Annotated in this window: 22 protein-coding genes and 1 tRNA gene; 6 read left to right on the forward strand and 17 right to left on the reverse strand. The window is 38.9% G+C overall.

All coding sequences use genetic code 11. The features are described 5' to 3' along the window. Positions 1-6: 6 nt before the first annotated feature. The 3 genes from ACMX9J_RS10515 to ACMX9J_RS10525 form a co-directional block, all read right to left on the reverse strand. Entirely contained in the window at positions 7-585 is a 579-nt protein-coding gene (locus ACMX9J_RS10515; RefSeq protein WP_013084584.1) for a suppressor of fused domain protein, read from the reverse strand. A gap of 224 nt (positions 586-809) precedes the next feature. Continuing rightward, positions 810-1,910, reverse strand: a complete 1,101-nt coding sequence (locus ACMX9J_RS10520) for a M24 family metallopeptidase (protein ID WP_033579912.1) — start codon at positions 1,908-1,910, stop codon at positions 810-812. A gap of 75 nt (positions 1,911-1,985) precedes the next feature. Further along, complete coding sequence (locus ACMX9J_RS10525; protein WP_033579911.1) at positions 1,986-2,660, reverse strand: hypothetical protein; 675 nt, start codon at positions 2,658-2,660, stop codon at positions 1,986-1,988. A gap of 536 nt (positions 2,661-3,196) precedes the next feature. On the opposite strand from ACMX9J_RS10525, the gene ACMX9J_RS10530 reads away from it, so the two are divergent. Both ACMX9J_RS10530 and ACMX9J_RS10535 read left to right on the forward strand, forming a co-directional pair. Continuing rightward, entirely contained in the window at positions 3,197-3,928 is a 732-nt protein-coding gene (locus ACMX9J_RS10530) for an LCP family protein (RefSeq protein ID WP_371129326.1), read from the forward strand. Positions 3,929-4,150: 222 nt separating this feature from the next. Beyond that, complete coding sequence (locus tag ACMX9J_RS10535; RefSeq protein WP_231099260.1) at positions 4,151-4,519, forward strand: cupin; 369 nt, start codon at positions 4,151-4,153, stop codon at positions 4,517-4,519. Between the two features lie 27 nt (positions 4,520-4,546). On the opposite strand, the gene ACMX9J_RS10540 is transcribed toward ACMX9J_RS10535, so the two are convergent. The 5 genes from ACMX9J_RS10540 to ACMX9J_RS10560 all read right to left on the reverse strand — a co-directional run bounded on the left by ACMX9J_RS10540 (position 4,547) and on the right by ACMX9J_RS10560 (position 9,070). Then, a complete protein-coding gene (locus tag ACMX9J_RS10540; RefSeq protein WP_033579910.1) occupies positions 4,547-5,065 on the reverse strand; it encodes an NAD(P)H-dependent oxidoreductase in 519 nt (172 codons plus the stop codon). 140 nt (positions 5,066-5,205) lie between these two features. Next, the gene (locus tag ACMX9J_RS10545; RefSeq protein WP_416225779.1) at positions 5,206-5,952 is read right to left on the reverse strand and encodes a TIGR02206 family membrane protein; all 747 of its coding nucleotides are present in this window, start codon (positions 5,950-5,952) and stop codon (positions 5,206-5,208) included. Between the two features lie 306 nt (positions 5,953-6,258). Next, on the reverse strand, positions 6,259-7,782 hold the full coding sequence (locus ACMX9J_RS10550; RefSeq protein WP_033579908.1) for an ABC transporter permease/substrate-binding protein: 1,524 nt from the start codon (positions 7,780-7,782) through the stop codon (positions 6,259-6,261). Then, entirely contained in the window at positions 7,782-8,732 is a 951-nt protein-coding gene (locus tag ACMX9J_RS10555) for an ABC transporter ATP-binding protein (RefSeq protein ID WP_014458647.1), read from the reverse strand. The genes ACMX9J_RS10550 and ACMX9J_RS10555 overlap by 1 nt, the downstream gene beginning before the upstream one ends. Positions 8,733-8,997: 265 nt before the next feature. Further along, positions 8,998-9,070: transfer RNA gene (locus ACMX9J_RS10560), tRNA-Thr, on the reverse strand. 210 nt (positions 9,071-9,280) lie between these two features. Here ACMX9J_RS10560 and ACMX9J_RS10565 point away from each other — a divergent pair. Beyond that, positions 9,281-10,333 (forward strand): aromatic ring-hydroxylating oxygenase subunit alpha, encoded by a 1,053-nt coding sequence (locus ACMX9J_RS10565; RefSeq protein ID WP_028415032.1) that lies wholly within the window; start codon positions 9,281-9,283, stop codon positions 10,331-10,333. Between the two features lie 33 nt (positions 10,334-10,366). Here ACMX9J_RS10565 and ACMX9J_RS10570 read toward each other — a convergent pair whose 3' ends face one another. Continuing rightward, positions 10,367-11,890: a DHA2 family efflux MFS transporter permease subunit gene (locus ACMX9J_RS10570; RefSeq protein WP_416225780.1), complete on the reverse strand. Its 1,524-nt coding sequence runs from the start codon at positions 11,888-11,890 to the stop codon at positions 10,367-10,369. Positions 11,891-12,155: 265 nt separating this feature from the next. Between ACMX9J_RS10570 and ACMX9J_RS10575 the strand changes: the two genes are divergently transcribed. Further along, the gene (locus tag ACMX9J_RS10575) at positions 12,156-13,076 is read left to right on the forward strand and encodes a TetR/AcrR family transcriptional regulator (protein ID WP_034270579.1); all 921 of its coding nucleotides are present in this window, start codon (positions 12,156-12,158) and stop codon (positions 13,074-13,076) included. Between the two features lie 109 nt (positions 13,077-13,185). Here ACMX9J_RS10575 and ACMX9J_RS10580 read toward each other — a convergent pair whose 3' ends face one another. From ACMX9J_RS10580 to ACMX9J_RS10605, 6 genes are all read right to left on the reverse strand, one after another. Continuing rightward, entirely contained in the window at positions 13,186-14,007 is an 822-nt protein-coding gene (locus ACMX9J_RS10580; protein WP_014458643.1) for a carbohydrate ABC transporter permease, read from the reverse strand. A 15-nt stretch (positions 14,008-14,022) separates the two neighbouring features. Then, positions 14,023-14,925, reverse strand: coding sequence for a carbohydrate ABC transporter permease (locus ACMX9J_RS10585; RefSeq protein ID WP_016765225.1), 903 nt, complete (start codon positions 14,923-14,925; stop codon positions 14,023-14,025). Positions 14,926-14,948: 23 nt separating this feature from the next. Beyond that, positions 14,949-16,190, reverse strand: coding sequence for an ABC transporter substrate-binding protein (locus ACMX9J_RS10590; RefSeq protein WP_028415036.1), 1,242 nt, complete (start codon positions 16,188-16,190; stop codon positions 14,949-14,951). A 74-nt stretch (positions 16,191-16,264) separates the two neighbouring features. Then, positions 16,265-18,385: an amylo-alpha-1,6-glucosidase gene (locus tag ACMX9J_RS10595; protein ID WP_224980505.1), complete on the reverse strand. Its 2,121-nt coding sequence runs from the start codon at positions 18,383-18,385 to the stop codon at positions 16,265-16,267. A gap of 87 nt (positions 18,386-18,472) precedes the next feature. Beyond that, the gene (locus ACMX9J_RS10600; protein ID WP_028415038.1) at positions 18,473-19,489 is read right to left on the reverse strand and encodes a LacI family DNA-binding transcriptional regulator; all 1,017 of its coding nucleotides are present in this window, start codon (positions 19,487-19,489) and stop codon (positions 18,473-18,475) included. Between the two features lie 146 nt (positions 19,490-19,635). After that, on the reverse strand, positions 19,636-20,910 hold the full coding sequence (locus ACMX9J_RS10605; protein WP_416225781.1) for an ATP-binding protein: 1,275 nt from the start codon (positions 20,908-20,910) through the stop codon (positions 19,636-19,638). A gap of 271 nt (positions 20,911-21,181) precedes the next feature. Here ACMX9J_RS10605 and ACMX9J_RS10610 point away from each other — a divergent pair, with 271 nt between their 5' ends. Continuing rightward, positions 21,182-21,946 (forward strand): sulfite exporter TauE/SafE family protein, encoded by a 765-nt coding sequence (locus ACMX9J_RS10610; RefSeq protein ID WP_028415040.1) that lies wholly within the window; start codon positions 21,182-21,184, stop codon positions 21,944-21,946. A gap of 233 nt (positions 21,947-22,179) precedes the next feature. Further along, on the forward strand, positions 22,180-23,532 hold the full coding sequence (locus ACMX9J_RS10615; protein ID WP_416225782.1) for a cation:dicarboxylate symporter family transporter: 1,353 nt from the start codon (positions 22,180-22,182) through the stop codon (positions 23,530-23,532). A 27-nt stretch (positions 23,533-23,559) separates the two neighbouring features. Here ACMX9J_RS10615 and ACMX9J_RS10620 read toward each other — a convergent pair whose 3' ends face one another. Next, positions 23,560-23,955, reverse strand: a complete 396-nt coding sequence (locus tag ACMX9J_RS10620; RefSeq protein ID WP_416225783.1) for a hypothetical protein — start codon at positions 23,953-23,955, stop codon at positions 23,560-23,562. 70 nt (positions 23,956-24,025) lie between these two features. Next, positions 24,026-24,997 (reverse strand): NAD(P)H-dependent flavin oxidoreductase, encoded by a 972-nt coding sequence (locus tag ACMX9J_RS10625; RefSeq protein WP_416225784.1) that lies wholly within the window; start codon positions 24,995-24,997, stop codon positions 24,026-24,028. Positions 24,998-25,061: the final 64 nt, after the last annotated feature.

The following is a 25,061-nucleotide window of genomic DNA, read 5'->3' on the forward strand; positions in this document are numbered from 1 at the left end:
TTTTGTTTATACAACAGATCTTCTTTCTAAATTGAAGACATTAACCTGCTCAGCATCAAAGCGGCTTAGCAACGAATCTACTCCGTACTCAAGTGCAAAAGCACGTTCATTTTCTGAAATCGGAACGGCCTGCAGGAACGTTACTTTTTTATCAGATAGTTCAATCGTTGAAAAATTATCCCATAAAAACGGCGGAATCAGCAAAATGTGCTGCATATGAAAGCTGTCATCAAGGACTGCAATAACGTCTTTATAAATAGCTCCTGGGAAAATGGAGACATGAGATTTCATCATATGGAAAATACAGTTTGCTAAAATAGCAGAATAAATACCGAACTCCTCATGACATGCCCCAACAATTTCAATTCGAAGCGGGATCCCTCCAACTGTATAACCTGTCGGACATTGATGTCCACCGAGCGTTGCATACGCGGTTACGTCTTGACGCGGATGATTTTCACATGCCACAACGTGAATACCATGCTTTTTTCGTTCATCTGAATAATCTTCAATTCGGTCCTTTTGACCAAATACATCTATTGCTTTATGTATAATTAATTCTTCATCTTTTGTAAAATTACTCATAAAAAACCTCCTTGCTTGCGACCTTAAAAAGTCCCCTACTGTACAGCATATACTACCGCACTCGCTTACGATATAGTTTTTAGAAAATGTGATAGAAATGTTATCGTTTCGTAACATACTATGAAATTGTCTCAAGAAGCAAACAAGAAACCTTAACCAATTTTTTCTTTTCCCATAAAAAAATAGAGCCTGCACCATGGCAGCCCCTATTTTTTATGACATTATTATGAAATAATTTGTAATTCTTTTGGGTACTTCGTTAACGTTTCGTATCCATCTTTTGTGATGATTACATCATCTTCAATACGCACGCCTCCGAGTCCTGGAATATAGATACCCGGTTCAATCGTATACACCATGCCTTCTTGAAGCACATCATCATTGTTGCGGCTCATTGAAGGAAACTCATGCACGCTGATACCAAGGCCATGACCAAGACGATGCAAGAAATACTCTCCATACCCTGCTTCTGTAATAATATTGCGTGCTACCATGTCCAAGTCGCCAATGCGAGTGCCAGGCTTGGAAGCTTCAAGAGCTGCCTGCTCGGCGCGCTGTACCGTTTCATAGATTTCTTTTTGCTTATCATTAATCGACTTGTACGCGACTGTACGCGTAATATCTGAACAGTATCCATCTAGCACTACACCTAAATCGAAGAGAACCATATCTCCTGGCTTTAACGTGCGAAGACCTGGGTTCCCGTGCGCTTCTCCCGTTTTTTCACCAAATAACACCATCGTTGAAAACGACATCTCACGAATTCCTTTTCGCTTTAGCTCGTATTCAATTTTAGCCAGAACATCCATTTCCGTAACGCCTTCTTTTAAGGCAGCTACGCCTACTTCTACGCCAAAATCAGCTAATGCAGCTGCCTTTTGCAGAATCTCAACTTCACGCTCATCTTTAATTAGACGCAGCTGATTTAATTTCTCTTCTGCTCCGACTAGCTCAGCATTTGGATATAAATTAAGCAGTTCTTCAGCTCTCGCATACAGCAGCTGCTCTTTCTCTACAGCAACTTTTTTCACATCCATTACGTTTCGTTTATGTAAAGCTTCTTTAATAAGTTCCCAAGGATTTTGATGGTCTTCATATCCGATCACATCAAATTTCCAGCCGGCTTCTTTTGCTTGACCCACTTCCATTGATGGACAAACAAGCATCGGCTCCGCTTCATTAAATAAAAATAAACCAAGCAGACGCTCATGCGGATCCGTGTGAAATCCAGTTAAATAAAATACGTTTTCAGTTGACGAAATAAAGGCCGTTTCTACATTCTTTTCCTTCAGCCATGATACGACTTTTTGCAAACGTGCTTCCATTAAAAAAACCCCTTTCATTGTGCAATATTACTATTATAACATAGTTATTTAGCAATATTGTACAATGAATAGAGGTTAAGACAAAGCCGCGTGAAGAGTAGTAAGCTGCTCTTTAATCGCTTTTCGCTGAATACTTACTTTCATCAGCCAGCCATTTTCTCCGTATCTATAAATAAATTCGTACGTACCTTTAGGAAAATATTCTTTTACCAGCATGTCTCGGTTTTCAACAAATCCCGGATCGCCAATAAAATAGTTACCTTCTTCAAGCGGGAGCTCATGAACTTTTTTTTCTAGCTGCTTCTCTTCGTCTTCGTCATCATCTATCACAATGTGAAGACCACCTTCATCACGCACAACGTCAAATTCACCGTTTTGTTCAAGCTCAAGCACCGGTACCACCTGTCCATTTACCGTTAGCAGCTGCTTGGTTCCTTCAAGGACCTGGGACCAATGATCATCGTATAAAGTAGAAGAATAAAAAATATAGCCCTGAGATTTATATAATAAAAGCAGCTGTTCAAAATGATTTTTCACTTGTTCTTTATCAAATAGAATAACAAAATGCTTTCGATAGAAAAAACTTGTAAAAGGCAGAATAGACGATTGATTAAGCTCTCTAATTATTTCAGCACTATCCTTACCTGAAATAATAGCTCCGGTCAATTCCCCCGCGCCATAAGGTTTCCAATGACTTAACGCCGCTTCTGGAATCAGCACAAGGTTCGAAGATGACACATATATACTCATTCGCTTCACTCCTTTTTTCTACACTTAGACCTATATTTAATTCTCAACAAACAGAGACTTTTCTCTTATTCCCTTCTTAAAAGACAGAACTTTTTCCCTAACTATGATAGATTATAACAAATATCCTCGAAAAAAATAACCTTTATTTCCTCTTTCTTCTATTTGTACACTTCTCTTATTTTAGCTGTCTTCGCAGATTTACTAGTGAACGTACTTGCTAATCTAATTCCTTAGTGTTAATTTTATTATGTCGTTTTATAATTTTTTGCATAATTGGTTTTAAACAAAAAGTATTAATATTTTTGAATGCGATGGTGAGACATTTGGAAGAACGTACAGAACGTAAACAACATAAAAGAAAAAAGCAAAGAAAAAAGAAACGCTTTAGAAAGCTACTTCTTTTCTTTCTCATTCTTGTAATCGCCGCTGGTGCATATGTGTATTATCAATACCAACAAGGATTAGCAGAAGCAGACGGAGCTTTTGGGAAAGATGGACAGTTTGATTTTAATGGTGCAAGTGCCAATTTAGATAGCATGAATGTGCTGCTTCTTGGAATTGACTCTCGCGGTGAAGAACATTCGCGTGCCGATACAATCATGATTGCTCATTATGACAAAGACAGCAATCAGCCTAAAATTGTTTCTTTGATGCGTGATTCATATGTGGATATTCCTGGACATGGCAAAAACAAATTAAATTCAGCCTATGCATTTGGCGGGCCCGAATTAATGCGTAAGACAATTAAAGAAAATTTCGGCGTAGATGTAAACTATTATGCCGTTGTTGATTTTAAAGGTTTTTCTAAAGTTGCCGATACGATTGCCCCTGAGGGAATTACGGTTACCGTGCCACACGAAATGTCATCAGGAATTGGCATGACGCTAAAACCTGGAAAACAAACTCTTCACGGAGATAAATTACTAGGATACGTGCGATTCCGCCATGATAGCCAAAGTGATTTCGGGCGCGTGAAGCGTCAACAAGAAGTGATTGGTAAATTAATGGATGAAGCTCTTCAAGTAAAGACACTGGCGAAAGCTCCTAAGCTATGGGGTGTCATTGATCCATATGTGGATACAAATATTCCGCCAAAAACATTTATTGTGATAGGAAAAGATTTTTTAGTTGGAAATCAGCCAGATTTAAAATCTCTTCGTTTACCGGTTGAAGGTTCCTATTCAAATGAACGAATATCCGGTATTGGTGCTGTTTTAAGCATCGACCTTGAAGAAAACAAACAAGCGTTACAGTCATTTTTAAATTAGGAAAAGGTGTCCATTAGAGGACACCTTTTTTTATACTATTCAAAAAAACTTCTGTTTTTCCTCCCTATCCTTCAAAAAATTTTCAGCTTCGACAAAAAATGGAGATAAAATGGAGTTGTTTTCTAGAAAACAGCTGTTTCTTTGGAGTTCTATTTTTTCTCCTGTATGCGTATATGAAAAGAGAAGGACTTCTTTTTTATATTTTTTAGTCAAGGAGATGAAATGATGAAATTATATGGTTTTCAATCTGAAGAAGAGCGTTCCTTTCTTCATTCTACCTATAAAGTAAACCCATTGCTTTCTCATACTGGAGATGTCAAAATCAGCTTTTTATCTTTTCAAGAAAATGATTATACCCCCCGTCAAGAAGCTACGATTCCACAGCTTCTTTTAGTCGTTCACGGGGAAGGCTGGGTAGCTGGCGATAACGGACTGAAAATTTATATCAAACAAGGTGAATCAGCATTTTGGAGAGCTGGGGAATCTTTTGAAGTCGGGAGTCTAACGGCTATGACAGGACTACTGATTGAAGGATTAGATATTGCTCCTCAAAAGCTGCTTACTTCTTTCTCACGAACAAACGCAAATTAAAAAGCCGCTTTGACGCGGCTTTTTTTATTATCTTAGTAATTGAGCGTAGCTTTCTGCGCTATCTTGAATAACTTTGTCACTCAGGTCACCGCCTGCTCCTTGAAATAAAAATGGAGTTTGGAACTTCATACCTGTTAAATTTGCCATAGCTTGGAAAGGAAGAAGCAGATGATTCATTGGGTAACGGTTGTATCCCCCTTCTTGATAAGCTTCTGCAGGGCCTCCTGTCGAAGTAGCTACGACAAACTCTTTTCCCTGAAGTTTAGTACCTTTGCTTCCATAAGCCCATCCGTATGTTAAAACAACATCTTGCCACTCTTTTAAAAGTGCTGGTGAGCTGTACCAGTAAAATGGAAATTGAAAAACAATACGATCGAATTGAACAGCTAACTCCTGCTCTTTTTCTACATCAATTTTGAAATCGGGATAGTTTGCGTATAAATCATGAACGTACACATCCTCCTCTTTTTTTACTCGCTCTGCCCACGCTTTATTAATACGAGAAGATGCTAAATTTGGATGCGCTAAAATAACCAGTGTTTTCATTTTGATACTCTCCTTCTGATGTCTGTGCTTGCTTTTTTCTTTTCTATTTTTTACGCTTGCCTCTCACGTCTTGTTCACTCATTCTTTCCTTTTCCTTCAGGAAATCCGAGTTCGTTTACACTTATAAATTACCAGTATTATCATTCTGCTTCAATAAAATTGACTTTGCTTTTATCACCTTTAATTTTTTTATGTACCCAAAACGGAAGATAAAGGACAAGAAAGCTAAGAATCATGATTCCTTCAATCCATACTAAATACCAAGGATGAGGTCCAAGAAAATCCAGCAAGGAAGCGTGCTCTGGCTTTTTCATCATGTATAAATAATTCGCACCCAGTAAACGATTCATGACATAGATAAAACCTCCGTACAGATTAACAAATACTACGCTTACCCATAAAGAACGAAACGTCGGCTCATATCTGCAGGCAGCAATTAGCATACAGCAAGCAAGTACCACACCGCCATGCGATACATAGAACTGCACATAGCGAAACTGGGCATACGCATAGCCGCCAAGGTCTGGGGTAATCATCGCTTGAACAGAGCTGCTGATTCCTGCGAAGTACACAAAATAAAAAAGAAATCTGCTTTTGGTTATCAGCATAACAGCAGCCAGCAGCACGACTATATCACTCAGCTGAAGAGGCAAAGAAGTTTCAACGGACCACTGATGACATCCGATTTCCCAAGCCTGGTAGGCCGTTTCTGAAGCAATTAGAACGAGTGAAAGCAAAACGAACACAAACCTCTTTTTTCGCAGCTGCTTTCGACACAAAAAAATAACTGTTCCTATGATCACGATAATGGCTAAAGTTACAAGGTGTTCAACTGAAAAAAGCTGAAAAGAATGTTGTACAGGATGACACGCAAAAAATGAATTCATAACGGCGCCTCCTCTCCATCAAAAAACAAATTTGGTACCTTTAGCTTGTTCATAAAATCGTATTTTCATTAATGCTTCTCTCACAGCAAAAAGAGATTGAAACATAACGAAATCACGCCAATATAAAGAAGAACAAATGGAGTAAATGATCGAGTATAAATTGCCTCTTGCGCTCCAATCAATTGCTAGAAGCACCTACATATATGAAAGCTACGTCCACCATGCCAATAAAAAGATCCGAACGATTTATCGTTCGGATCTTCTTTTAGCTAAAATACTTTTGTACGGATCGTTTTGTCTTCATTTTTATTTTTTAATTAATCCTTTTTTTACTAAGAATTGATGAGCGACTTCTTCAGCCGTTTTTCCTTTTGCATTTACTTGATAGTTCATTTCACGCATTTCGTCGTCACTGATTTTACCACCCAGTTGATTTAAGATTTTTTTCAGTTCAGGGTGCTCTTTTAGCGTATCTTCACGAAGCACAGGCGCTCCTTGATACGGAGGGAAGAACTGCTGGTCGTCTTTTAAGACTTTTAAACCAAACTGTTTGATTTCAGGATCCGTTGCGTAAGCATCAAGCATGTTAATATCGCCTTTTTCAACAGCGCGATAGCGAAGCTTCGGCTCCATCGTTTTAATATTCGGGAAAGTAAGGCCATATTCTTTTTGAATGCCTACGTAGCCGTCTTCACGATCTTTAAACTCAAGCGTAAATCCTGCTTTTACTTTATCTGTTGCATTTGCCAAATCTGAAATATTCGTTAGATTATTTTCTTTGGCAAATTCTTTTGTCACGGTCAATGTGTACGTATTATTAAACTTCATTGGATCTAAATAGACAAGCCCGAATTTCTTTTTAAATCCTTCTTTTGCCTGCTTGTACACCTGTGTTTCATCTTTGCTGTCCGGCTGTTCCTTTAGATGCGTCACAATGGCTGTCCCCGTATATTCAGGGTACAAATCAATTTCCTTGTTACGCAGAGCCTCAAATACAAATACCGTTTTCCCAAGCGACGAACGAAGGTTTACTTTCATATCGGTTTGATCTTCAATTAATTCTTTGTACATATTGATTAAAATATCTTGTTCTGCGCCAATTTTCCCTCCGATAACAAGGTCTGGTTTTGTTGCGCTCATTGCTGCAAACGGAGAAACAAGAATAAGTATTAATACGATGATCATGATGAACGAGCGTTTTTTGGACCCTTTTTTAGCAGAGTGTTCAATCGTTCGCAGAATTCCATCAAAAATAAGCGCTAATAATGCTGCTGGAACGGCTCCTAATAAAATCAAACTATTATCGCTTCGGTCAATACCAAGCAAAATTAAGCTTCCGAGTCCGCCTGCTCCGATAAGAGCCACGATTGTCGCTGTACCAATAATGAGTACCATCGCTGTGCGAATTCCGGCCATAATGACAGGAAGCGCTAGAGGAAGTTCTACTTTGATTAATCGTCTCCACGAGTTCATCCCCATGGCTTTGGATGCTTCAATTAAAGATGGGTCCACTTCTTTAATTCCGGTATATGTATTTCGTACAATAGGAAGAAGCGAATATAAAAACAGTGCAATAACCGCGGGAAAGGTTCCAATTCCGACAAGAGGAATCAGTAATCCTAATAAAGCGAGTGAAGGAATGGTTTGCAGTACGGCTGTTACGCCAATGATCGGTTCAGCAATGCGGTCATGCCTCGTTAAGTACAGTCCAAGCGGCACTGAAATTAATACGGCGATCACAAGAGCCAGTACTGAAATTTGAATGTGTTCAAGAAGAGCTTGAAACAGGGCATCTCCTCGTTGATCTAATAATGTGCTTAGTGCATTCATTACAGCGTTCCTCCTTCTTTCGTTTTATCAGAAAGAAACGCTAATAGAGTTTTGCGCGTTACAACGCCAATGCGTTTGCTCCCTTTTTTCACAGCTATTGCTTCATGGTCGTAAAGGGCGTCCATTGCCTGCTGAACAGTGGCGGTTGAAGCTAGCTCTTCAGTAGGTTCTACGTCTGGCTGTTCACTTTCTTTGACAAACATATCCAATGTCTCAAATAAAGCATTTCCTTGATTTCCAATAAATGTTTTTACAAACTCATTTTTAGGCTTTTGAATGAATTCCTCCGGGGTGCCAACTTGAACAATTTCCCCATCTTTCATCAGGCAGATACGATCTCCAAGCGTCATGGCTTCGCTCATATCATGCGTAACAAACACAAATGTTTTTTTGATTTTTTCTTTTAAGCTAATAACATCTTGTTGAAGCTGTTCGCGGCTTAACGGATCGAGGGCACTAAAGGGTTCGTCCATTAAAATAACGGGGGGATCAGCTGCGAGGGCACGTGCTACACCTACACGTTGCTGCTGGCCACCTGAGAGCTCAGACGGCTTTCGGTTTCGATATTGCTTTGGGTCTAGTCCTACCAAGGTAAGTAGTTCATCAATACGCGTTTTAATTTTGTTTTTCTTCCAATGCTTCATCTCCGGTACAATGGCTATATTCTCAGCAATGGTCATGTGAGGAAAAAGAGCAATCTGCTGTAGCACATAACCAATGTTCCAGCGCAGCTCATGTATGTTGTGGTCCGATACGAGCTTATCTTTTATGTATAGTTCTCCTTCGGTAATATCATGAAGACGGTTAATCATTTTTAAGGTGGTTGTTTTCCCACATCCACTCGGACCAATTAAAACGAAAAACTCTCCTTCTTTTATTTCTAGATTAATATTTTTCACGGCGGTCGTACCGTCTGGATATTGCTTTGACACATTCTTAAACGTAATCAAATTATCGTTCACACTCCCTGTTGAAATTTAACCCCTAGTTTCGTGTACCCAATACTTAGAGGCAATAAACATTCTTTTAAGAATATTTCTAAATATGATTCATAAGACATAGTGGAAAAGATACACATGTTTTCTAACAGCCTCCTAATAAGGCTATCAAACTGTTAAAGTTTTCACAAGGCGGGGAAGAATAATTCGGAGAATAAATTTAAAGCCAATCCAAATAAAAAAACCTTCTTTCAACAAGAAAGAAGGTTTTTGAGTATGCTAGCGACAGGGATCGAACCTGCGACCTCTTGCTTACCATGCAAGTGCTCTACCTACTGAGCTACACCAGCGTCTTGGAAAATTATATCACGTTTAAATTTATTTAGGAAGCGCTTTTTAAATTTTTTTTATTGGTATATTCTCTAATTTGCGTCTTCTGAAATTCGCACTTTCTACAAAGTTCCATATTTCATGTTAGAACTTCTTACATAAATTGTGTGAATTTTCTTTTTTTATATTACCCTTAGTAAAATAGCTTACAAAAGAAGGGAAGAAAATAGATGGAACAACAACCAACCATGACAAAATCAAAAACGGCAACTCCCTACCCAAGAGACTGCACGTTCAGCCTGGAAGATTGGACGACGCTTGCTAAGTATTGGTACCCCGTCGCACGCTGCAGTGATGTAACAGAAAAACCAACGTCCGTAAAATTACTAGATGTAAATCTAGTTTTATACCGCACCACACACAAAGTTGTAGCGGCACGTGATTTATGCGTTCACCGAGGCACCCCGCTTAGCATGGGCTGGGTGGAAGATGATGAAATTGTCTGTCCTTACCACGGCTTCCGCTACGCAACGGACGGCGCATGCACGTCAATTCCAGCTCACCCTGACGCCAACATTTCTCCCCGTCTCTGTATGGCCGTCTATCCAGTTATTGAACGATATGGATTAGTGTGGACGTCCCTGACAGGAGAACAAGATAACCTGCCTTATTTCGATGCGTGGGAGGACCCTGATTTTCAGCAAATTGTTTGTCCGAGCTTTGATATCATGGGTTCAGCCGGTCGTCAAATGGAAGGCTTTTTAGACGTAGCTCATTTTGCTTGGGTTCACACAGACACATTTGGTGATCGAAACAACGCCTTTGTGCCTAAATATAAAGTAAGCGATACAGACTATGGGCTTCATGTAGAATATACGAGCACCGTGAGCAATTATTCCAAAGAACAGCAGCATTTAAATCCACCTGATTTTAAATGGCTTCGCGTCTTTGATGTTTATCCCCCGTTTACAGCTACGCTAAAAGTATACTTCCCAGAAGGCGCAGAGCTGTGGATTATGAATGCAGTCTCTCCTATTTCAGCCCGCGAAACACGTTTATTCGCGCCAATCGCTCGAAACTTTGACAAAGATTCTCCCGTTGAAGGTGTGTATGACTTTAACCTTCGCGTCTTTGACGAAGACCGTGAAATGGTTGAAAACCAAAAACCTGAAGACTTGCCTTTAGACCTGCAGATGGAAGCGCATATTATGGCTGATCAAACGTCCATCGGTTACAGGAAATTATTAAAGAAAATGGGCTTAAGCTTTAGATATACAAGCTAAAAAAAATCCCCGCTGTCTCAGCGGGGATTTTTTTTATTTAGCAAACTGCTCGCGTGCTGCTTTTTCCTTTATCACTTCATCTTCACTTGCCGGCGTTGCGCGTTTCATGAAGAATGAAAGAATTAAGGCAACCACCACTAGGACTACTGAGACAGCAAACGCATCGTTAATCCCTTGTACCATTGCCTGCATCTCAATCTGTTCTTTCATTTGAGCTGCCCCGGCTGCGGTTGCATTAGCTGCTCCTGCTCCGCTCATTGCATCTTGAGCGAGCTCTTTTGCATGAGTAGCTGTACGGTTTGACATCACCGTTACTAAAAGAGCCGAACCAATAGCTCCCGATACTTGTTGAAGCGTATTGTTCATCGCAGTACCATGCGGATTAAAACGCTGCGGAAGCTGATTTAATCCGTTTGTCATAACCGGCATCATCACCATAGACATTCCGAACATACGAAGCGTGTAAAGCGTAATGAGCGTTGTATAGGTCGTATCAAGCTCTAAGTTACTGAAGAAATACGTCGTAACGGCTGTAATCGTTAGACCCGTTACAGCCAATGCACGCGCTCCGAATTTATCAAATAATTTTCCGGTAATCGGTGACATCACACCCATTAGCAGCGCACCTGGAAGCATTAGTAATCCTGAATGAAGCGGAGAGATGCCTCGTACCGTTTGAACATAAATTGGCATTAGCAGCATGGCTGAGAATAATGCCATTGTGATCACCATCGAAATCGTTGATGATAAAGCAAACATTGGATATTTAAAAATGCGGAATTCAAGCATCGGTGTTTTAAGCTTGAACTGACGTGTAATAAATAAAATCAGAGCCACAGCTCCTACGATAATGGTACCGTATACTTCCACAGAATCCCAGCCTTTATCCCCTGCTGAGCTAAACCCGTATAGAAGTCCGCCAAATCCAATTGTAGATAGCAAAAGGGATAAAAAATCCAAATTGATTTCCACTTTTTCTTTTTTGTCTTTTAATAGGAAGAAAGCGCCTATTAATACAATGGCTGCGATTGGCGTAACAAGGTGGAACAGCATTCTCCACTCATAGTGTTCAATTAGCCATCCTGATAATGTAGGACCAATTGCCGGAGCAAAAATCATAACTAAACCGAAAATCCCCATCGCAGCTCCGCGTTTTTCTAATGGAAAACTTGTGAGCAATACGTTCATTAAAAGCGGCATCATAATAGCTGCGCCTGACGCTTGAATAATACGAGCGGTTAACAACACAGAAAATATGGGCGAAGCACCTGCAAGTATTGTTCCTGCTGTAAATAAAGTCATCGCCGTTAAAAATAAGCCTCTGACAGAATAGCGCTGAATTAAAAAAGCGGTAGTTGGAATCATAATACCATTCACTAACATATAACCAGTAGAAAGCCACTGGACAGTTGACGTTGTCACATCTAAGTCTTTCATAATAGACGGCAGCGCCACATTTAATAACGTTTCATTCAATAATGAGATAAAAGCGCCAATTAACAAAATAGCAATTATGCCATAAGGCGGCTTTTCCATTTGATTTATCGATCGACTCATTATTGTACCTCCTTATACTTTAGGTTCATTTTTTTAGACACGTGTTCTACATAGAGTATATTATACTGTGAGTTCAATTTATGCAAGTGAAAAATCTTACGTTCACGTTCTTTATTTTCTCAACTTTTTTAGTCCTATAATCCTTTTATACCAATATATTGTCGTGATATCGTTCAGTTTTCTGAAAAGAACATTTGTGTAAACGCTTTAAATCATGTATCATAAAGTTGGACCATGAGTCTAATTTTACATTTAGGTGATAATAATGAATAATCGAAAACAGCAAGTTGTAAAAAATGCACACCATCTCTTCGTTGAAAAGGGATTTCAAGCTACATCCATTCAAGACATCATTGATTATAGCGGCATTTCAAAAGGAACATTCTACAACTATTTTTCTTCAAAAAATGAATTGTTAATCGCTGTTTTTACCTGGCTTCATACAACAATTGAACAAGAGCGCAATCAGCTGCTGGTTGGTAAAAGTCTGACCGATGTAGATGTATTTATTAAACAGATCGATGCGCAGATGAAAAACCATCACAAACATAAATTTTTTACGTTACTTGAAGAAGTATTTGTTTCTAATGATCCTGATTTAAAAGCATACATAAAAAAAACCCAGTTCATTGAAGTAAACTGGTTCTACAAACGGTTTATTGATTTATTTGGACAAGAAAAGAAACCTTATCTGCTAGATTGTGCAATTATGTTTCTTGGCATGCTTCACCGCAACTTTCACTATAATTTTATGGTCAACGGTACAAATACCGATCCCCATGAGATTATAACTTACAGCGTTAAGCGTCTGCTTCCTCTTGTAGACGAAGTAGCAAGTTCAGGAGACATTTTGCTCGATCCGCAAACGATCAAAGAATGGCTTCCATCTTGCCCAAATACTAAAAATCAAATAGAACAGGACATTTCCGCAGCACTTATCGATTTAAAAAAGCAAGCTCACAAACAATTTACGGATGAATTCGAACGTCAAAAATGCACAGAGCTTATTAGTTTTATTGAAGAAGAGATGTTTAAACAATCGAATCCACGCAAGTTTGTTGTGGATAGTGCCCTTCATTCATTAAAGCAGCTGCCTGTTAACAACAGTAAAACGAACCTAGAGGAACTGCAAACGATGATTGATCAGTATGTGAGTGAACTTCAATCAACAGCTAGAAGCAACTAAACATATGAAATTCACGCTCACCATAACAACAAAAAACGAACGATTATGATTTTTTAATTAATCGTTCGTTTGTAATTCCAACTAAAATACTTTTATCCCAGCCTCTTTTTTATTTTCCTCCAGTAAACGAAATTCCTTTAATGAAATATTTGTTAAAAAACGCATAAATGAGCAAAATTGGAAGTGTAAAAACCATGGAAGCTGCCATAATATAGTTCCAATAACTGATATACTGACCTTTAAATGTGTTAAGACCTAAAGTCAACGTAAACATATTTTCATCAGACATCACAATTAAAGGCTTCATAAAATCATTCCAAAACCCCATAAATACAAAAATCGTTTGTGCTGCTAAGGCAGGTTTTGCAAGTGGAAGGACTATTTTGAAGAATGTTCCAAACTTCGATAACCCATCCAACTCCGCTGCTTCTTCAAGCTCTTTTGGGAAATTAATAAAAAATTGACGCATCATAAATATAAAAGTCGCATTTACCATTCCCGGTACAATCATTCCCTGATAGGTATTTAACCAGCCTAACTCTTTTAAAATTAAAAAATTAGGAATCATCGTTACTTGTCCAGGAATCATAAGCACCGCTAAAATAATAATAAATAAACTTTTCTTTCCCGGGAAACTGAGGCGTGCAAGGGCATAACCAGCCATTGAGTTAAATAGCAAATTTAGAGCTGTTCCTACTACGGCAATGAATAAGCTATTAAACATCCAGCGAGGGAACAGCTTTTGTTCCACAAAAATTTGTTTATAGTTGTCTAGCGTAAAGTGTTTCGGAATAAAGTTCACCGTACCTGACACAATTTCTTCTAGCGTTTTAAAAGAAGCGGACAGCGCCCAAATAAATGGAATCAGAGTAATCAGCGCGTATATGCTTAAAATCGTATATAAAATGAGGACTCCTGTTTTTTTCTTCAACTTTTTCTTCCCCCCTTAGTACATACTTTCTTCTTTTGAAAACTTTCTCTGAATAACCGTTGCCACCAAAATCACGAGCGCCAGCATAAAGGCTAGTGCTGCAGCATACCCCATAGTACCTAAATTTTTAAATGCATATTGATAAATAAGCAGAACAACAGTCAGAGTCGAGTTATTAGGACCTCCTGAACCTCCTGAGAAAATAAACGATTGATCAAATAACTGAAACGTACCAATCAGTCCCATGATCACTACGAATGATGTAACCGGTCGCAGATTCGGAACTGTAATATGCCAAAATCGTTGAAATACATTAGCCCCATCTAACTGAGCTGCTTCATAAAGCGAATCTGGTACGTCTTGCAAAGCTGCCAAATAAATAACCATAAAAAATGGAGCTGTTGCCCAGATGTTCATAATCATAATGGCAATCAAAGCGACCTGAGGATCTCCAAGCCAATTGTAAGTTGGAAGACCAACAAACTTTAAAAACTCGTTCACAATTCCATTTTGATTGTACATCCACATAAAAATAAGCGTTAATACAGCCGATGATGTAAGTGTAGGTAAAAAATAAATAATGCGAAAAACTTTTTCTGCTTTTAGCCCTGCATTTAATGTGGCCGCCAGTATAAGTGCCAATGCGGTTTGTACCGGTACAACAATTACTACATACTTCACCGTATTCCAAAGAGCAATTTTAGCTTTGTCATCTTCAAGAACCTTCATGTAGTTCTCAAGCCCTCGAAAATGAAACTCAGTTCCTCCCAGCAATTGAACTTTATGTAAAGACAAAAAGATGGCATAAAAAATAGGTGCAATAACAAACAGCAATAGTACAAACAGTGTAGGTGTCATAAAAGCATATCCTTGCCCTACATCACGAGGTTTGTACGTTCGTATTTTTCCGTTTTTCATTTCCTCCACTCCCCCGCCGAGCCTTATTCGTAAATACTAATCTCTTGATTTGCCTGCTTTTGTGCTTTTTTCAAAGCTGTCTCTAAATCACTTTGTCCCAAAAAGGCGCTTAAAAACTGGTTATTAAAGTTATTCATGATAATAGGCAAATACGGACCATCTTGCCAGACAGTTGCATAAGCAGCTCCTTTTACTAATGGACCTCGTTTTTCGTCTTCAGCAAAACCAAGCTTATCCGCTACGGATTTTCTTGTTGGCAATGCATAACCCTTACTTGTCCAAGTTTCCATTCCTTCTTTCCCGGTTAAGTACTGAATGAGCTCCCAAGATGCTTTTTTCTTTTTTGAGTCAGCATTCATTACATACGCGACCGTAAATGCCATCGTATTTTTGTGACCGTTTATTGTCGGAACTTCCGCTGTACCGTAATCAAGTTTTGGGAAGGACTCCTGTAAAAATGGAATCATCCAATTTCCTTCAATCACCATAGCTACTTTTTGTTGTGCAAACATGTCCGTACCTGAATTCGCGCCTACATCAGAGGGCTGTACAGACGTTTTATCTTTTAAATGCTGATCGATGAGCGGCTGAAGAGAATCCACGACTTCTTTCGTAGCAAAGTTTGCCTTATTGTTCTTTACAACGTCTCCTCCGTTTGCCTGCGCCATGTAGAAGATACGCGCTAATTCCGGCGTGACACCAAACGCTTGAATCCCTTTCTTTTTAAATACTTTTGAAACTTCTTTAAACTCATCCCATGTTTTTGGTACTTCTACTCCTGCTTCTTTAAATAGCTTTTTGTTGTAAAATAAGCCTAATGTGGAGTAATCTTTTGGAAAACCATAAGTCTCTCCATTTTTTTGAAACGCTTTCAATAATGGTTTCTCAAAATCCTGAACATCAAAATCAGATTTTACATAAGAATTTAAAGGTTCTAAAACCCCTGTATTAATAAGACCCGGCGCTTCAAGTGCATCAAGATAAAAAACATCTGGACCATTTCCACCTATTAAACGCGTTTTTAGAATATCCATGTATTGATCAGTGATTACTTCATGCTTCACATGAATTGATGGATGAAGTTTTTCAAAGTCTTGAATAGTTTGATTAAGCAGCTTCGTCTCTGTTGGGTTGCCTCCCCAGCCGGCTAATACAATTTCGACTTGACCATTTTCCCCGGAAACTTCTTGTACATTTGAACATCCAGTTAAAGCTGCTCCAGCCACTGCCAGAACCAAACTTAAAGCGAGTATCCACTTCTTCATTAGCTGTCTCCTTTCATTTCATTGACCTGCGGCTTATTAATTGACGCTTAATAAGCCGCGGTCGAAGTAACACATTAACCTACATAATTTCTTACCTTACATTGAGATAGAAGCTCGTATTTTGTCGTATTTTCTTTCACGTAAATAATAGTTTCGCTTTCTTCTTTTTTAACCGTTAATGAAAGTTTCCCACTGCCAATCACAAGGTTTTCTACAGAGATTTCATTCATATCGTCTATGAGCAAAGGATTTATCTGTATAGTACCTGCTGTACTATCAGGAAACAGTCTTAGCATCGCCTGTACGAAAGCTAAAGGCGTGCCAGCTGCCCAAGCTTGAGGTGAGCAGGCAACGGGATATTTGACAGGCTTGCCAAGGTTACTTGAATAGCCGCAGAATAACTCTGGAAGGCGGTCGTATTCAAAATGCTCAGCTGCATCAACCAGCCCTTTTATCACTTTATTGACTTCTGTTTGCTTGTTCGCTTTACTCAAACCGAGAACAATTAAACTATTATCGTGCGGCCAAATGCTCCCGTCATGATAACTCATTGGATTATAACCCGCTTCTCCTTCTGCCATTGTACGAATTCCATATCCCGAAAACATAGATTCTGATACTAGCCTTTCCGCTACTTTGTTCAGCTTCTCCTCATCCATCATCTCGGCTAAAAGTACATGACCTGGATTTGACGTAATCGTTCCTACTTGATGTTTATGTTCATCAAGTGCAATGGCATAGAATGACACGTCTTCCATCCAAAAGGCTTCATTGAACTTTTTACGCAGCAGCTCAGCTTCTTCACGTAAACTATTTGCTTCATTTGTTTTGTTTAACTGATCATACAAAGAAGCAATACCCATTTTCGCTTGATATACGTAGCCTTGTACTTCCACTAAAGCAATAGGAGTTTTTGCATATTCACCGCTGCGATGGACAACAGAATCCCCTGAGTCTTTCCATCCTTGGTTAGCAATTCCTTTACTTGATTCTTGATGGTATTCAAGAAATAAATCACCGTCTCGATCTCCATATTCATTGATCCATGTCAAAGCTCCATCGACAGTCATTTGCATTTCTTTTACAAACTCGAAGTCTCCTGTCCACTTCACATATTCCGTTAACAAAATTAAAAATAATGGTGTCGCGTCAACTGTTCCGTAATATGGAGTAAAAGGTATTTGATTTGTGTTGGCTAGTTCTCCGTAACGTATTTCATGCATAATTTTACCCGGCTGTTCATCACGCCATGGATCATTTGCCGTTCCTTGATATGCTGCCATAGTACGTAGCGTTCCTTTTGCTACTTCCGGATTAAAAGCCAGCATTTGAAGCGCTGCAATTAGACTATCCCTTCCAAATGGCACACCAAACCAAGGCAATCCAGCTACAGGAAAAGCACCGAACCCTACATCCGTTAGCAGTACGCGCAGGTCGTTAAGTCCTCTTGTAATAAGGCGCTGCATTGTCGGATGATCGGTTGTCACTTTTGTAGAAGATTTTTCCCACTTTTTATATGACTGCGTTAGTAAACTAAATGCTTCACCAGCTGATAAAATATTTTCATTGATGTCTTCGCCCATTTGCGGCTGAACCATTAATGTAATTTCTTCTTCTTCCTGATGGTTCAGTTCGAAAGAAAACATAACCTCTCCTTGTTCATACACGTGTGAGGCTTTTTTATCCCAAGAAATCCGTGTCGAACGCTTGATATCATCTGATCCTTCGTATGTATATATTAAACTGCTTTCCCCTTTTATTTGCCCTGTTCGTTTTCCGACATTTCCAGTTTGAAAACCTCTTACGATAAACATATCGTTAAAATCGACATCTGCTTGGATGCTTAATGTAAAAGCAATTTTTTTCGGAAAATAACTTTTCAATTTTATTTTTTCATAGAAAATACCCTCATATATAAAGCGCTTTCTTTCTATTTCTACAGACTCTCGCCACAGCGATAGTTCTCCTTCTTTTTCCATATGCGGATTAGTAAGAAGAATTGTGGCTAACAGGTTTTCGTCGGCACTTGAGGACAATAACACAGGATCTGTACCGTTAATTTTCAAATGAAATTTGCTCAAAAAACGCGTATCTTTCATATATAGCCCTAAACCATACTGATGGTTTTCAGTGATATTTCCTGCTTGATCTGTTAGTAAAAATAAGTCATTTTCTTTAATCACACGGTAATCCATTTCCATCCCCCTAAATTTCACCGAAACGTTTTGGAAAAACGAAACACAAAACCGAAACGTTTCGGTTTTTACATTATATAAAAACCACTAGCCGTGGTTTTTAGCTGTTGATTCTCGAATAATCAGCTGTGTATCAAGATAACGCTTCATATTTGTTTCTTTTCCTTCTAGCATCTCAATTAGTAAATCTGCAGCTTCATAGCCAATCTGATATACTTCCTGCCCTACAGTCGTCAAATTTGGAGACGAGTAAGAAGCAAGAACAATATTATCATATCCGACAATCGAAACGTCTTTTGGTACATCAAGGCCAAGTTCTTTGCATGCTTTTAATGCTCCCAGTGCCATTAAATCACTTGCACAAAAAATAGCGGTGAGCTCTTCATACTTATTTAAAAGCTCACTGGCAGCTTTCTCTGCTTTCTTTTCTTCAAACTTTCCGCTTACAACCCATTCAGACCGAAACGACAAACCGCATTCTTTGAGGGCTTGTCTGTATCCATTGAGACGTTCTTGGCTGACAAATGCGTCTTCATGTCCGTTAATCATCCCAATATGCTGATGGCCAAGACTCGCTAAATGTTCAACCGCTTTTTTAGCTCCCAAGGCATTATCGGTGGTGACATAGCCTACTGAACTAGAATGGACGGGAATATCAACTAAAACACAAGGAATATCGCTTTCTACTACTTCTTTTAAATAAGGATCTTCTTTTTTGATGCCCTGAATAATTGCCCCGTCCACTCTTCGCTCTCGACAAAGCTGAGTATACGTTTTTTCTCGCTGCATCATCGTGTTTGTATTAAATAAAATCAAGTCATACCCCAAAGTAGATGCACGCTCATTTACACCGCACAATACTTCAAACGTGAAATTATCTTTTACGCTCTCTCTGCTGATGCCTGAAACTAGTAGTCCAATTGTCTTTGACTTTTGCATAACCAATCCTCGAGCTAACGTATTGGGGCTATAGTCAAGCTCTCTTGCTACGGCTGCAATCTTTTGCCTTGTTTTTTCATTTACATCTGAATAACCATTTAAAGCCCGAGACACCGTTGTTACAGATACGCCGGCAACTCGCGCTATATCTTTAATCGTTGTCAATCAAAATTCCTCCAAAACGTTTCGGATAACTTTAAATAGATTGTAACGCTTTCATTTCTTAAATTCAATACTTTTTTAATAATCAGTTTACTTTTATCTATTTTTAAAATTTTTGCATATAAAAAGAGCAGCCCTAAAGCTGCTCTTTACTCACAAAGGGGAAATTGAAGTGAAAAGCACGTTTCTTTTCCTTTTACGCTAGACACACTTACTTTTCCCTTCATATAATGAATAATACTGAAAGATACCATCATTCCAAGCCCCGTACCTTTTTCTTTTGTTGTAAAATACGGTTCACCTAACCGGTTGATTTGTTCTTGCGTCATACCGCAGCCTGTATCCATAATATCAACGATCACAACTCCGCCTTCTTTTCCTACTTTAATAGTTAACGTGCCTCCGTTTTGCATGGCTTCAATACTATTTTTAAATAAGTTGATTAGACACTGCTGAAGCTTTCTTCTTTCTCCCATTACGAAGAACTTCACTTCTTCATCGAATGTAAAATCAATCGCGACTCCGTTCATATTGGCAAGAGGCGTCATAATATGGGTGACGTGATGAATTTCTTCTGACATATTCATTTTTTCATTTCGTTCTGGAGCGGAATTGGCAAATAGCAAGTAATCATCAATGATTTCTTTTGCGCGGTCTAGTTCATTAATAGCAATCGAAATGTAGCGTTTTTTAGCAGGTTCTTTTTCATCTTCTTGCAGCATTTGCATAAATCCTCTGCTTGCAGTTAGAGGATTTCGCACCTCATGAGAGATGCTGGCAGCTAAATGACTGACAATTTCTAGCTTTTCTGCTTTCATTAGGCGCTGCAGCACTAATAAATTTGCCCGTATCGCTTCCCACAGTATGGTAATCACAAACATGCCTGCCACATCTAAAACAGCGAACTGAACCCACACGCTAATAGGAATGCTTGTTACGTGTAAGACAAAAATAGATACAAGCATAGCTAATAAAGAACCAATTACACTAAGACAGGTGCTCACGATAATTCTATTTTTTAATGAGAAATGTAAAAAGTATTTTGTTATGAAAAATAAAGGAATGGATAAAATCGGAAGAGCAATTAATGTTGATAAAAACCCTACATCGTACCCGCCAATTAGCAAGCGCAGCAGTAAAATAAAGACAAAAAGCAAGCTTCCTAGCGGCCAGCCTCCATATAACGTTCCTAAAATATAAGGAATTCTTCGTAAATCCATTCGATAGTCATCCGGGACATAAGCTCCGTTAACCGGAAACAAAAGGCAAAAGGTAATAGCTAAAATCGGAAATACCGCGATATAGTGATCTTTCCACCAATGAACTTTTTTAGCATACTTGATCAAATAAAACATCTGCACTAAAAACAGCGCCAATAAAATAAATAAAAAATTAATTAACAAATCTTTCGTAACAAAACTCATGCATTCACCGGTCTTTCAAATGAGATAAAAATAAACTCTTTTATTGCATTTACATTTGTAACACAAATTAGAGCGTAATCATAGATAAATAAACGTATTCTATTTACTTTTTTATAACTTCCTATGACTTTATCGTCCGTTCCCTAAAATAGTGAAGACTAAGAAAACCTTTTCAACTTCACTAAAAATATTCAGAATTTTATTTACATATGAGTTACAATGCTCTATAATCAGATCAATGTACTTGGTTTTGAGAGTAGGAGGACAAAATATGGAACTATCAATTACCTTAATGGGATTATTCGTTGGAACCCTTGTAGGCTTAACGGGGGTTGGAGGTGCCGCTTTATTAACACCTTTACTGATTGTACTCGGCATTAACCCTTCCATTGCCGTAGGAACAGATCTTGTCTACAATTCTATCACAAAATTATTCGGAGTCGCTCAGCACTACAAACAGCGAACCATTAACTTTAAATTAGCAAAATATTTAGCTTTCGGAAGTATTCCGAGCGCTGTGCTGGCTATTGTCACACTTCATGCATTCCCATCTTTTCACGAGCATCAAGAAACGATTATTAAGCACGCTCTCGGGTACGTCATGACGCTGGTTGCCATCTCAATTATCTTTCGCGTCTTTTTTGATAAATTAATTCGCCCAAATCGGTTTCAGGAAATGGACTTAAATCAGAAAAAAGGATTAACAATCGGAATTGGCGTAGTCTTTGGGTTCATTGTCGGACTAACATCGATTGGTTCTGGCTCATTATTTGCCATTGCAATGCTGTACTTATTTAAGTTAAAAACATCTGAGCTGGTTGGTACTGATATTGCACATGCGTTTCTTCTCGTTACGGTGGCTGGTATTTTAAATGCAAGCTTTGGAAGCGTTGATTATATGTTGACTGCTAACCTATTAACTGGATCTATTCCGGGTGTGTTACTCGGAAGCCGTTTATCAACGAAAGTGCCTTCAAGACCGCTTCAAGCCATTATGGCGACCATCATTTTAATTAGCGGAATTAAACTAATTTAATAAATAAAAAGCACATGCCTTTGCATGTGCTTTTTATTAGTTTTTTTAAAGATCTACATTAAAAATAATAATGTTTTAAACCACCCTCTTCCCTTCTTATACACTTCAACTAATATCTTTATTGAATTTTAGTCAAAGAGACCAATGACACCTCAAACAACCTTACGTTAAAATGTAAAAAAACATAACATCTATTGTAACATCAAAAAAATTGTACGACGAAGGGAGAACACATGACACAAACAGCGGCAAAAAGTAAGAAAAAACCTTTTTATAAAGGTCTTTTCTTTCAAATTATGATGGCAATTGTACTTGGCGTAGCCGTAGGATATCTATGGCCAAGCTTTGGAAATGCTGTGAAACCGATTGGAGACGGTTTTATTAAGCTCATCAAAATGCTGATTGCTCCTCTTATCTTTGGGGTAGTCGTTGTCGGAATTGCCAAGGTTGGAAACATTAAAACAGTTGGGCGTATCGGTGGAAAAACCATTCTTTACTTCGAAATTGTCACAACATTCGCTCTACTTATCGGTCTATTAGTAGCAAACGTAATGAACCCCGGCGCCGGTATGAATGTTGATCCTTCAAGCTTAAGCACAACTGAAGTGGACGCGAAGACAAACGGCTCCGAACTTCCGAGCGAAGGTGATTTTTTTCTTAATATGATTCCAGACAGTGCAGTTGGTGCTTTTTCAAACAACTCCATGCTTCAAGTGCTTTTAATTTCGTGTTTGTTCGGAATCGCTCTTGTCCATATAGGTGGAAAAACAGCGGAGACCCTTCTACACGTATTAGAAAAAGTAAATGATGTGTTATTTAAAATTATGGGATACATCATGAAGTTAACGGCTCTTGCCACGTTTAGCGCCATGGCATTTGCGGTTAGTCAGTACGGCCTTGGAACACTTGCTGCATTTGGAAAGCTATTTATCGCTATGACAATTGCTTGTCTAGCATTTGTTCTTGTTTTAGCTGTTATTTTACGAACCTATTTAAAATTAAGCTTGTGGAAAGTTATTCTATATATACGAGAAGAAATTATGCTGGCATTTGCTACGGGTTCTACTGAAGCCGTTATGCCGCAGCTCATGGATAAATTTGAACAAGCAGGATGCAACAAAGCAGTCGTTGGCCTTGTTGTGCCTACGGGCTATTCGTTTAATCTAGACGGTGCTTCTATCTACCTGTCTCTTGCTCTTGTCTTTTTAGCACAAGCAACGGGCGTGGACTTGAGCCTGACAGATCAGCTTTTAATGCTTGGGGTCCTGCTTCTTACGTCTAAAGGAATGGCTGGCATTCCAGGATCAGCCTTTGTTGCTCTTTCTGCTACCGCAGCAGCAACCGGATCCATTCCGGTAGCAGCCGTTGCTCTGATGCTCGCTCCTGATCGCTTTATGGGTAATTACCGGACAACGGTCAATATTATTGGCTATGCGGTAGCTGCTTTTGTTATCGCAAGATGGGAAAATTTATTAGACCTACAAAAAGCCAATGATGTGCTGGACGGAAAAATTACGTATCAGCCCAAAAATGCTGAAATTTCTCTCCCTGAGAGTATTCCAGCAGCCAATGAAAAAGCATTTTAATAAAAAAAATTCCTGGCCGAGACAAGTCTATTTTGCTTGTTTTTCGGGCAGGAATTTAATTGTTACATGAAAGGCCTTTTGCTGAAATTTATTTTCTTCCAGTATTTTATATACCATTTGTTTAATCGTTTCTTGCGTTTTGGCATCAGCTGAAACGGAAGGCTCCATATACACATCCAGCTCTACTCTGTCTTTTGAATAAAGGGAAGAATTCACACCCCTTGATTCATAGCCCGCTTCAGTTAAACCGCCGCTGATTTTATGCCAAATATCCAGTTTGTCCATTTGTTTAATAACAGGTTTTGCCTCTTCGTATGCTTGTGCTTGTTCTGTTTTTGACACTTCTTCTTTTTTAATAAAAACTGCATATCCTGAACCTACTACTAGAAACGTCACAATAGCAAATGCTCGCATTCTTTTCATTCTCTCACCTCATTCAGAGATATAGATTATAAATATGCAAACAATTGCTGCAGTATGACGGCTTGTATCTCTACTTCTTTTCTACTATACTCAACAGTCGTTTAGAACCGGCGTGCACTTCTTCTATCATACTGTCAAACAGCTCTTGCACCGTTAGGATACTGTCAATCAGTCCAACGACTTGGCCTGCCCATCCATAGCCTTCATCGATTTTATTTTCATAAATATACCGGCAGTTTGCCCCTCCGCTAATGACGTCTTTTAACTCTTCGTATCTCTCTCCTTGCTCCTCACGCTTAATAATGTCAAGAGTGTAGTGGGACTTCAATACGCGTCCAGGTGCCCCGAACGAACGTTTAATAACCACAGTATCCGTTTCTTTTGCTTCTACAATAGCTTGTTTATACGCATCATGGGCATCTACACATTCTTTTGTCGCGATAAAACGTGTTCCCATTTCTATCCCTTCAGCGCCTAATGATAACGCTGCCAATAATCCTTGTCCGTTTCCAATCCCTCCGCTTGCCAAGACCGGAATTGACACAGCCGCAGCTACTCGAGGAATTAATACCATTGTGCCTAGATCCTCACGTCCGATATGTCCTCCGGCTTCTTGCCCTACTGCCATGACAGCATCTGCTCCTAGCTTCTCAGCTTTTTGAGCTTGACGTACGTTGGCTACAAGTACGAGCGTTTTAATTCCCGTTCCTTTTAATCTTTCAAAAATAGGTGCGGGATTTGCTCCTGTTATGGAAATAACCGGAACACCTTCTTCTACTGCTGCATCGAGAAGTTCTTTATAAGAACCTTCTGTTTGACCTCCAACAGCAAAATTAACGCCAAAAGGACGCTCAGTTAAAGAACGTACTTTCTTAATTTCAGCTCGAAGTTTCTCAGGTGTTTGGAGCGTCATAGCTGTAATTTGTCCAAGTCCGCCTGCATTTGAGACAGCAGCCGCAAGTTCTGCGTACGCTAAATACGCTAGACCTCCTTGTACAATTGGATATTGAATTCCTAATAAATCTGTTACCCGTGTTTTCATCTATGTATCCCCTCTCCTTTTATTTTTGTATTTATGAATACTTATTCATAATCATAACAAGAAA

The sequence above is a fragment of the Priestia sp. RMT2NF4 genome (assembly GCF_047872835.1).
GTDB lineage: Bacteria > Bacillota > Bacilli > Bacillales > Bacillaceae_H > Priestia > Priestia zanthoxyli.

Bases quoted from the DNA above. Each gene is read 5' to 3' on its own strand.
- ACMX9J_RS10570 (WP_416225780.1), bottom strand. From the start codon at position 11,890: ATGAGTCGATCGATAAATCAAATGGAAAAGCCGCCTTATGGCATAATT.
- ACMX9J_RS10520 (WP_033579912.1), bottom strand. From the start codon at position 1,910: ATGGAAGCACGTTTGCAAAAAGTCGTATCATGGCTGAAGGAAAAGAAT.
- ACMX9J_RS10565 (WP_028415032.1), top strand. From the start codon at position 9,281: ATGGAACAACAACCAACCATGACAAAATCAAAAACGGCAACTCCCTAC.
- ACMX9J_RS10525 (WP_033579911.1), bottom strand. From the start codon at position 2,660: ATGAGTATATATGTGTCATCTTCGAACCTTGTGCTGATTCCAGAAGCG.
- ACMX9J_RS10590 (WP_028415036.1), bottom strand. From the start codon at position 16,190: ATGAAGAAGTGGATACTCGCTTTAAGTTTGGTTCTGGCAGTGGCTGGA.
- ACMX9J_RS10535 (WP_231099260.1), top strand. From the start codon at position 4,151: ATGATGAAATTATATGGTTTTCAATCTGAAGAAGAGCGTTCCTTTCTT.
- ACMX9J_RS10605 (WP_416225781.1), bottom strand. From the start codon at position 20,910: ATGAGTTTTGTTACGAAAGATTTGTTAATTAATTTTTTATTTATTTTA.
- ACMX9J_RS10615 (WP_416225782.1), top strand. From the start codon at position 22,180: ATGACACAAACAGCGGCAAAAAGTAAGAAAAAACCTTTTTATAAAGGT.
- ACMX9J_RS10585 (WP_016765225.1), bottom strand. From the start codon at position 14,925: ATGAAAAACGGAAAAATACGAACGTACAAACCTCGTGATGTAGGGCAA.
- ACMX9J_RS10530 (WP_371129326.1), top strand. From the start codon at position 3,197: ATGAATGTGCTGCTTCTTGGAATTGACTCTCGCGGTGAAGAACATTCG.
- ACMX9J_RS10575 (WP_034270579.1), top strand. From the start codon at position 12,156: ATGAATAATCGAAAACAGCAAGTTGTAAAAAATGCACACCATCTCTTC.
- ACMX9J_RS10540 (WP_033579910.1), bottom strand. From the start codon at position 5,065: ATGAAAACACTGGTTATTTTAGCGCATCCAAATTTAGCATCTTCTCGT.
- ACMX9J_RS10620 (WP_416225783.1), bottom strand. From the start codon at position 23,955: ATGAAAAGAATGCGAGCATTTGCTATTGTGACGTTTCTAGTAGTAGGT.
- ACMX9J_RS10610 (WP_028415040.1), top strand. From the start codon at position 21,182: ATGGAACTATCAATTACCTTAATGGGATTATTCGTTGGAACCCTTGTA.
- ACMX9J_RS10595 (WP_224980505.1), bottom strand. From the start codon at position 18,385: ATGGATTACCGTGTGATTAAAGAAAATGACTTATTTTTACTAACAGAT.
- ACMX9J_RS10625 (WP_416225784.1), bottom strand. From the start codon at position 24,997: ATGAAAACACGGGTAACAGATTTATTAGGAATTCAATATCCAATTGTA.
- ACMX9J_RS10550 (WP_033579908.1), bottom strand. From the start codon at position 7,782: ATGAATGCACTAAGCACATTATTAGATCAACGAGGAGATGCCCTGTTT.
- ACMX9J_RS10545 (WP_416225779.1), bottom strand. From the start codon at position 5,952: ATGAATTCATTTTTTGCGTGTCATCCTGTACAACATTCTTTTCAGCTT.
- ACMX9J_RS10515 (WP_013084584.1), bottom strand. From the start codon at position 585: ATGAGTAATTTTACAAAAGATGAAGAATTAATTATACATAAAGCAATA.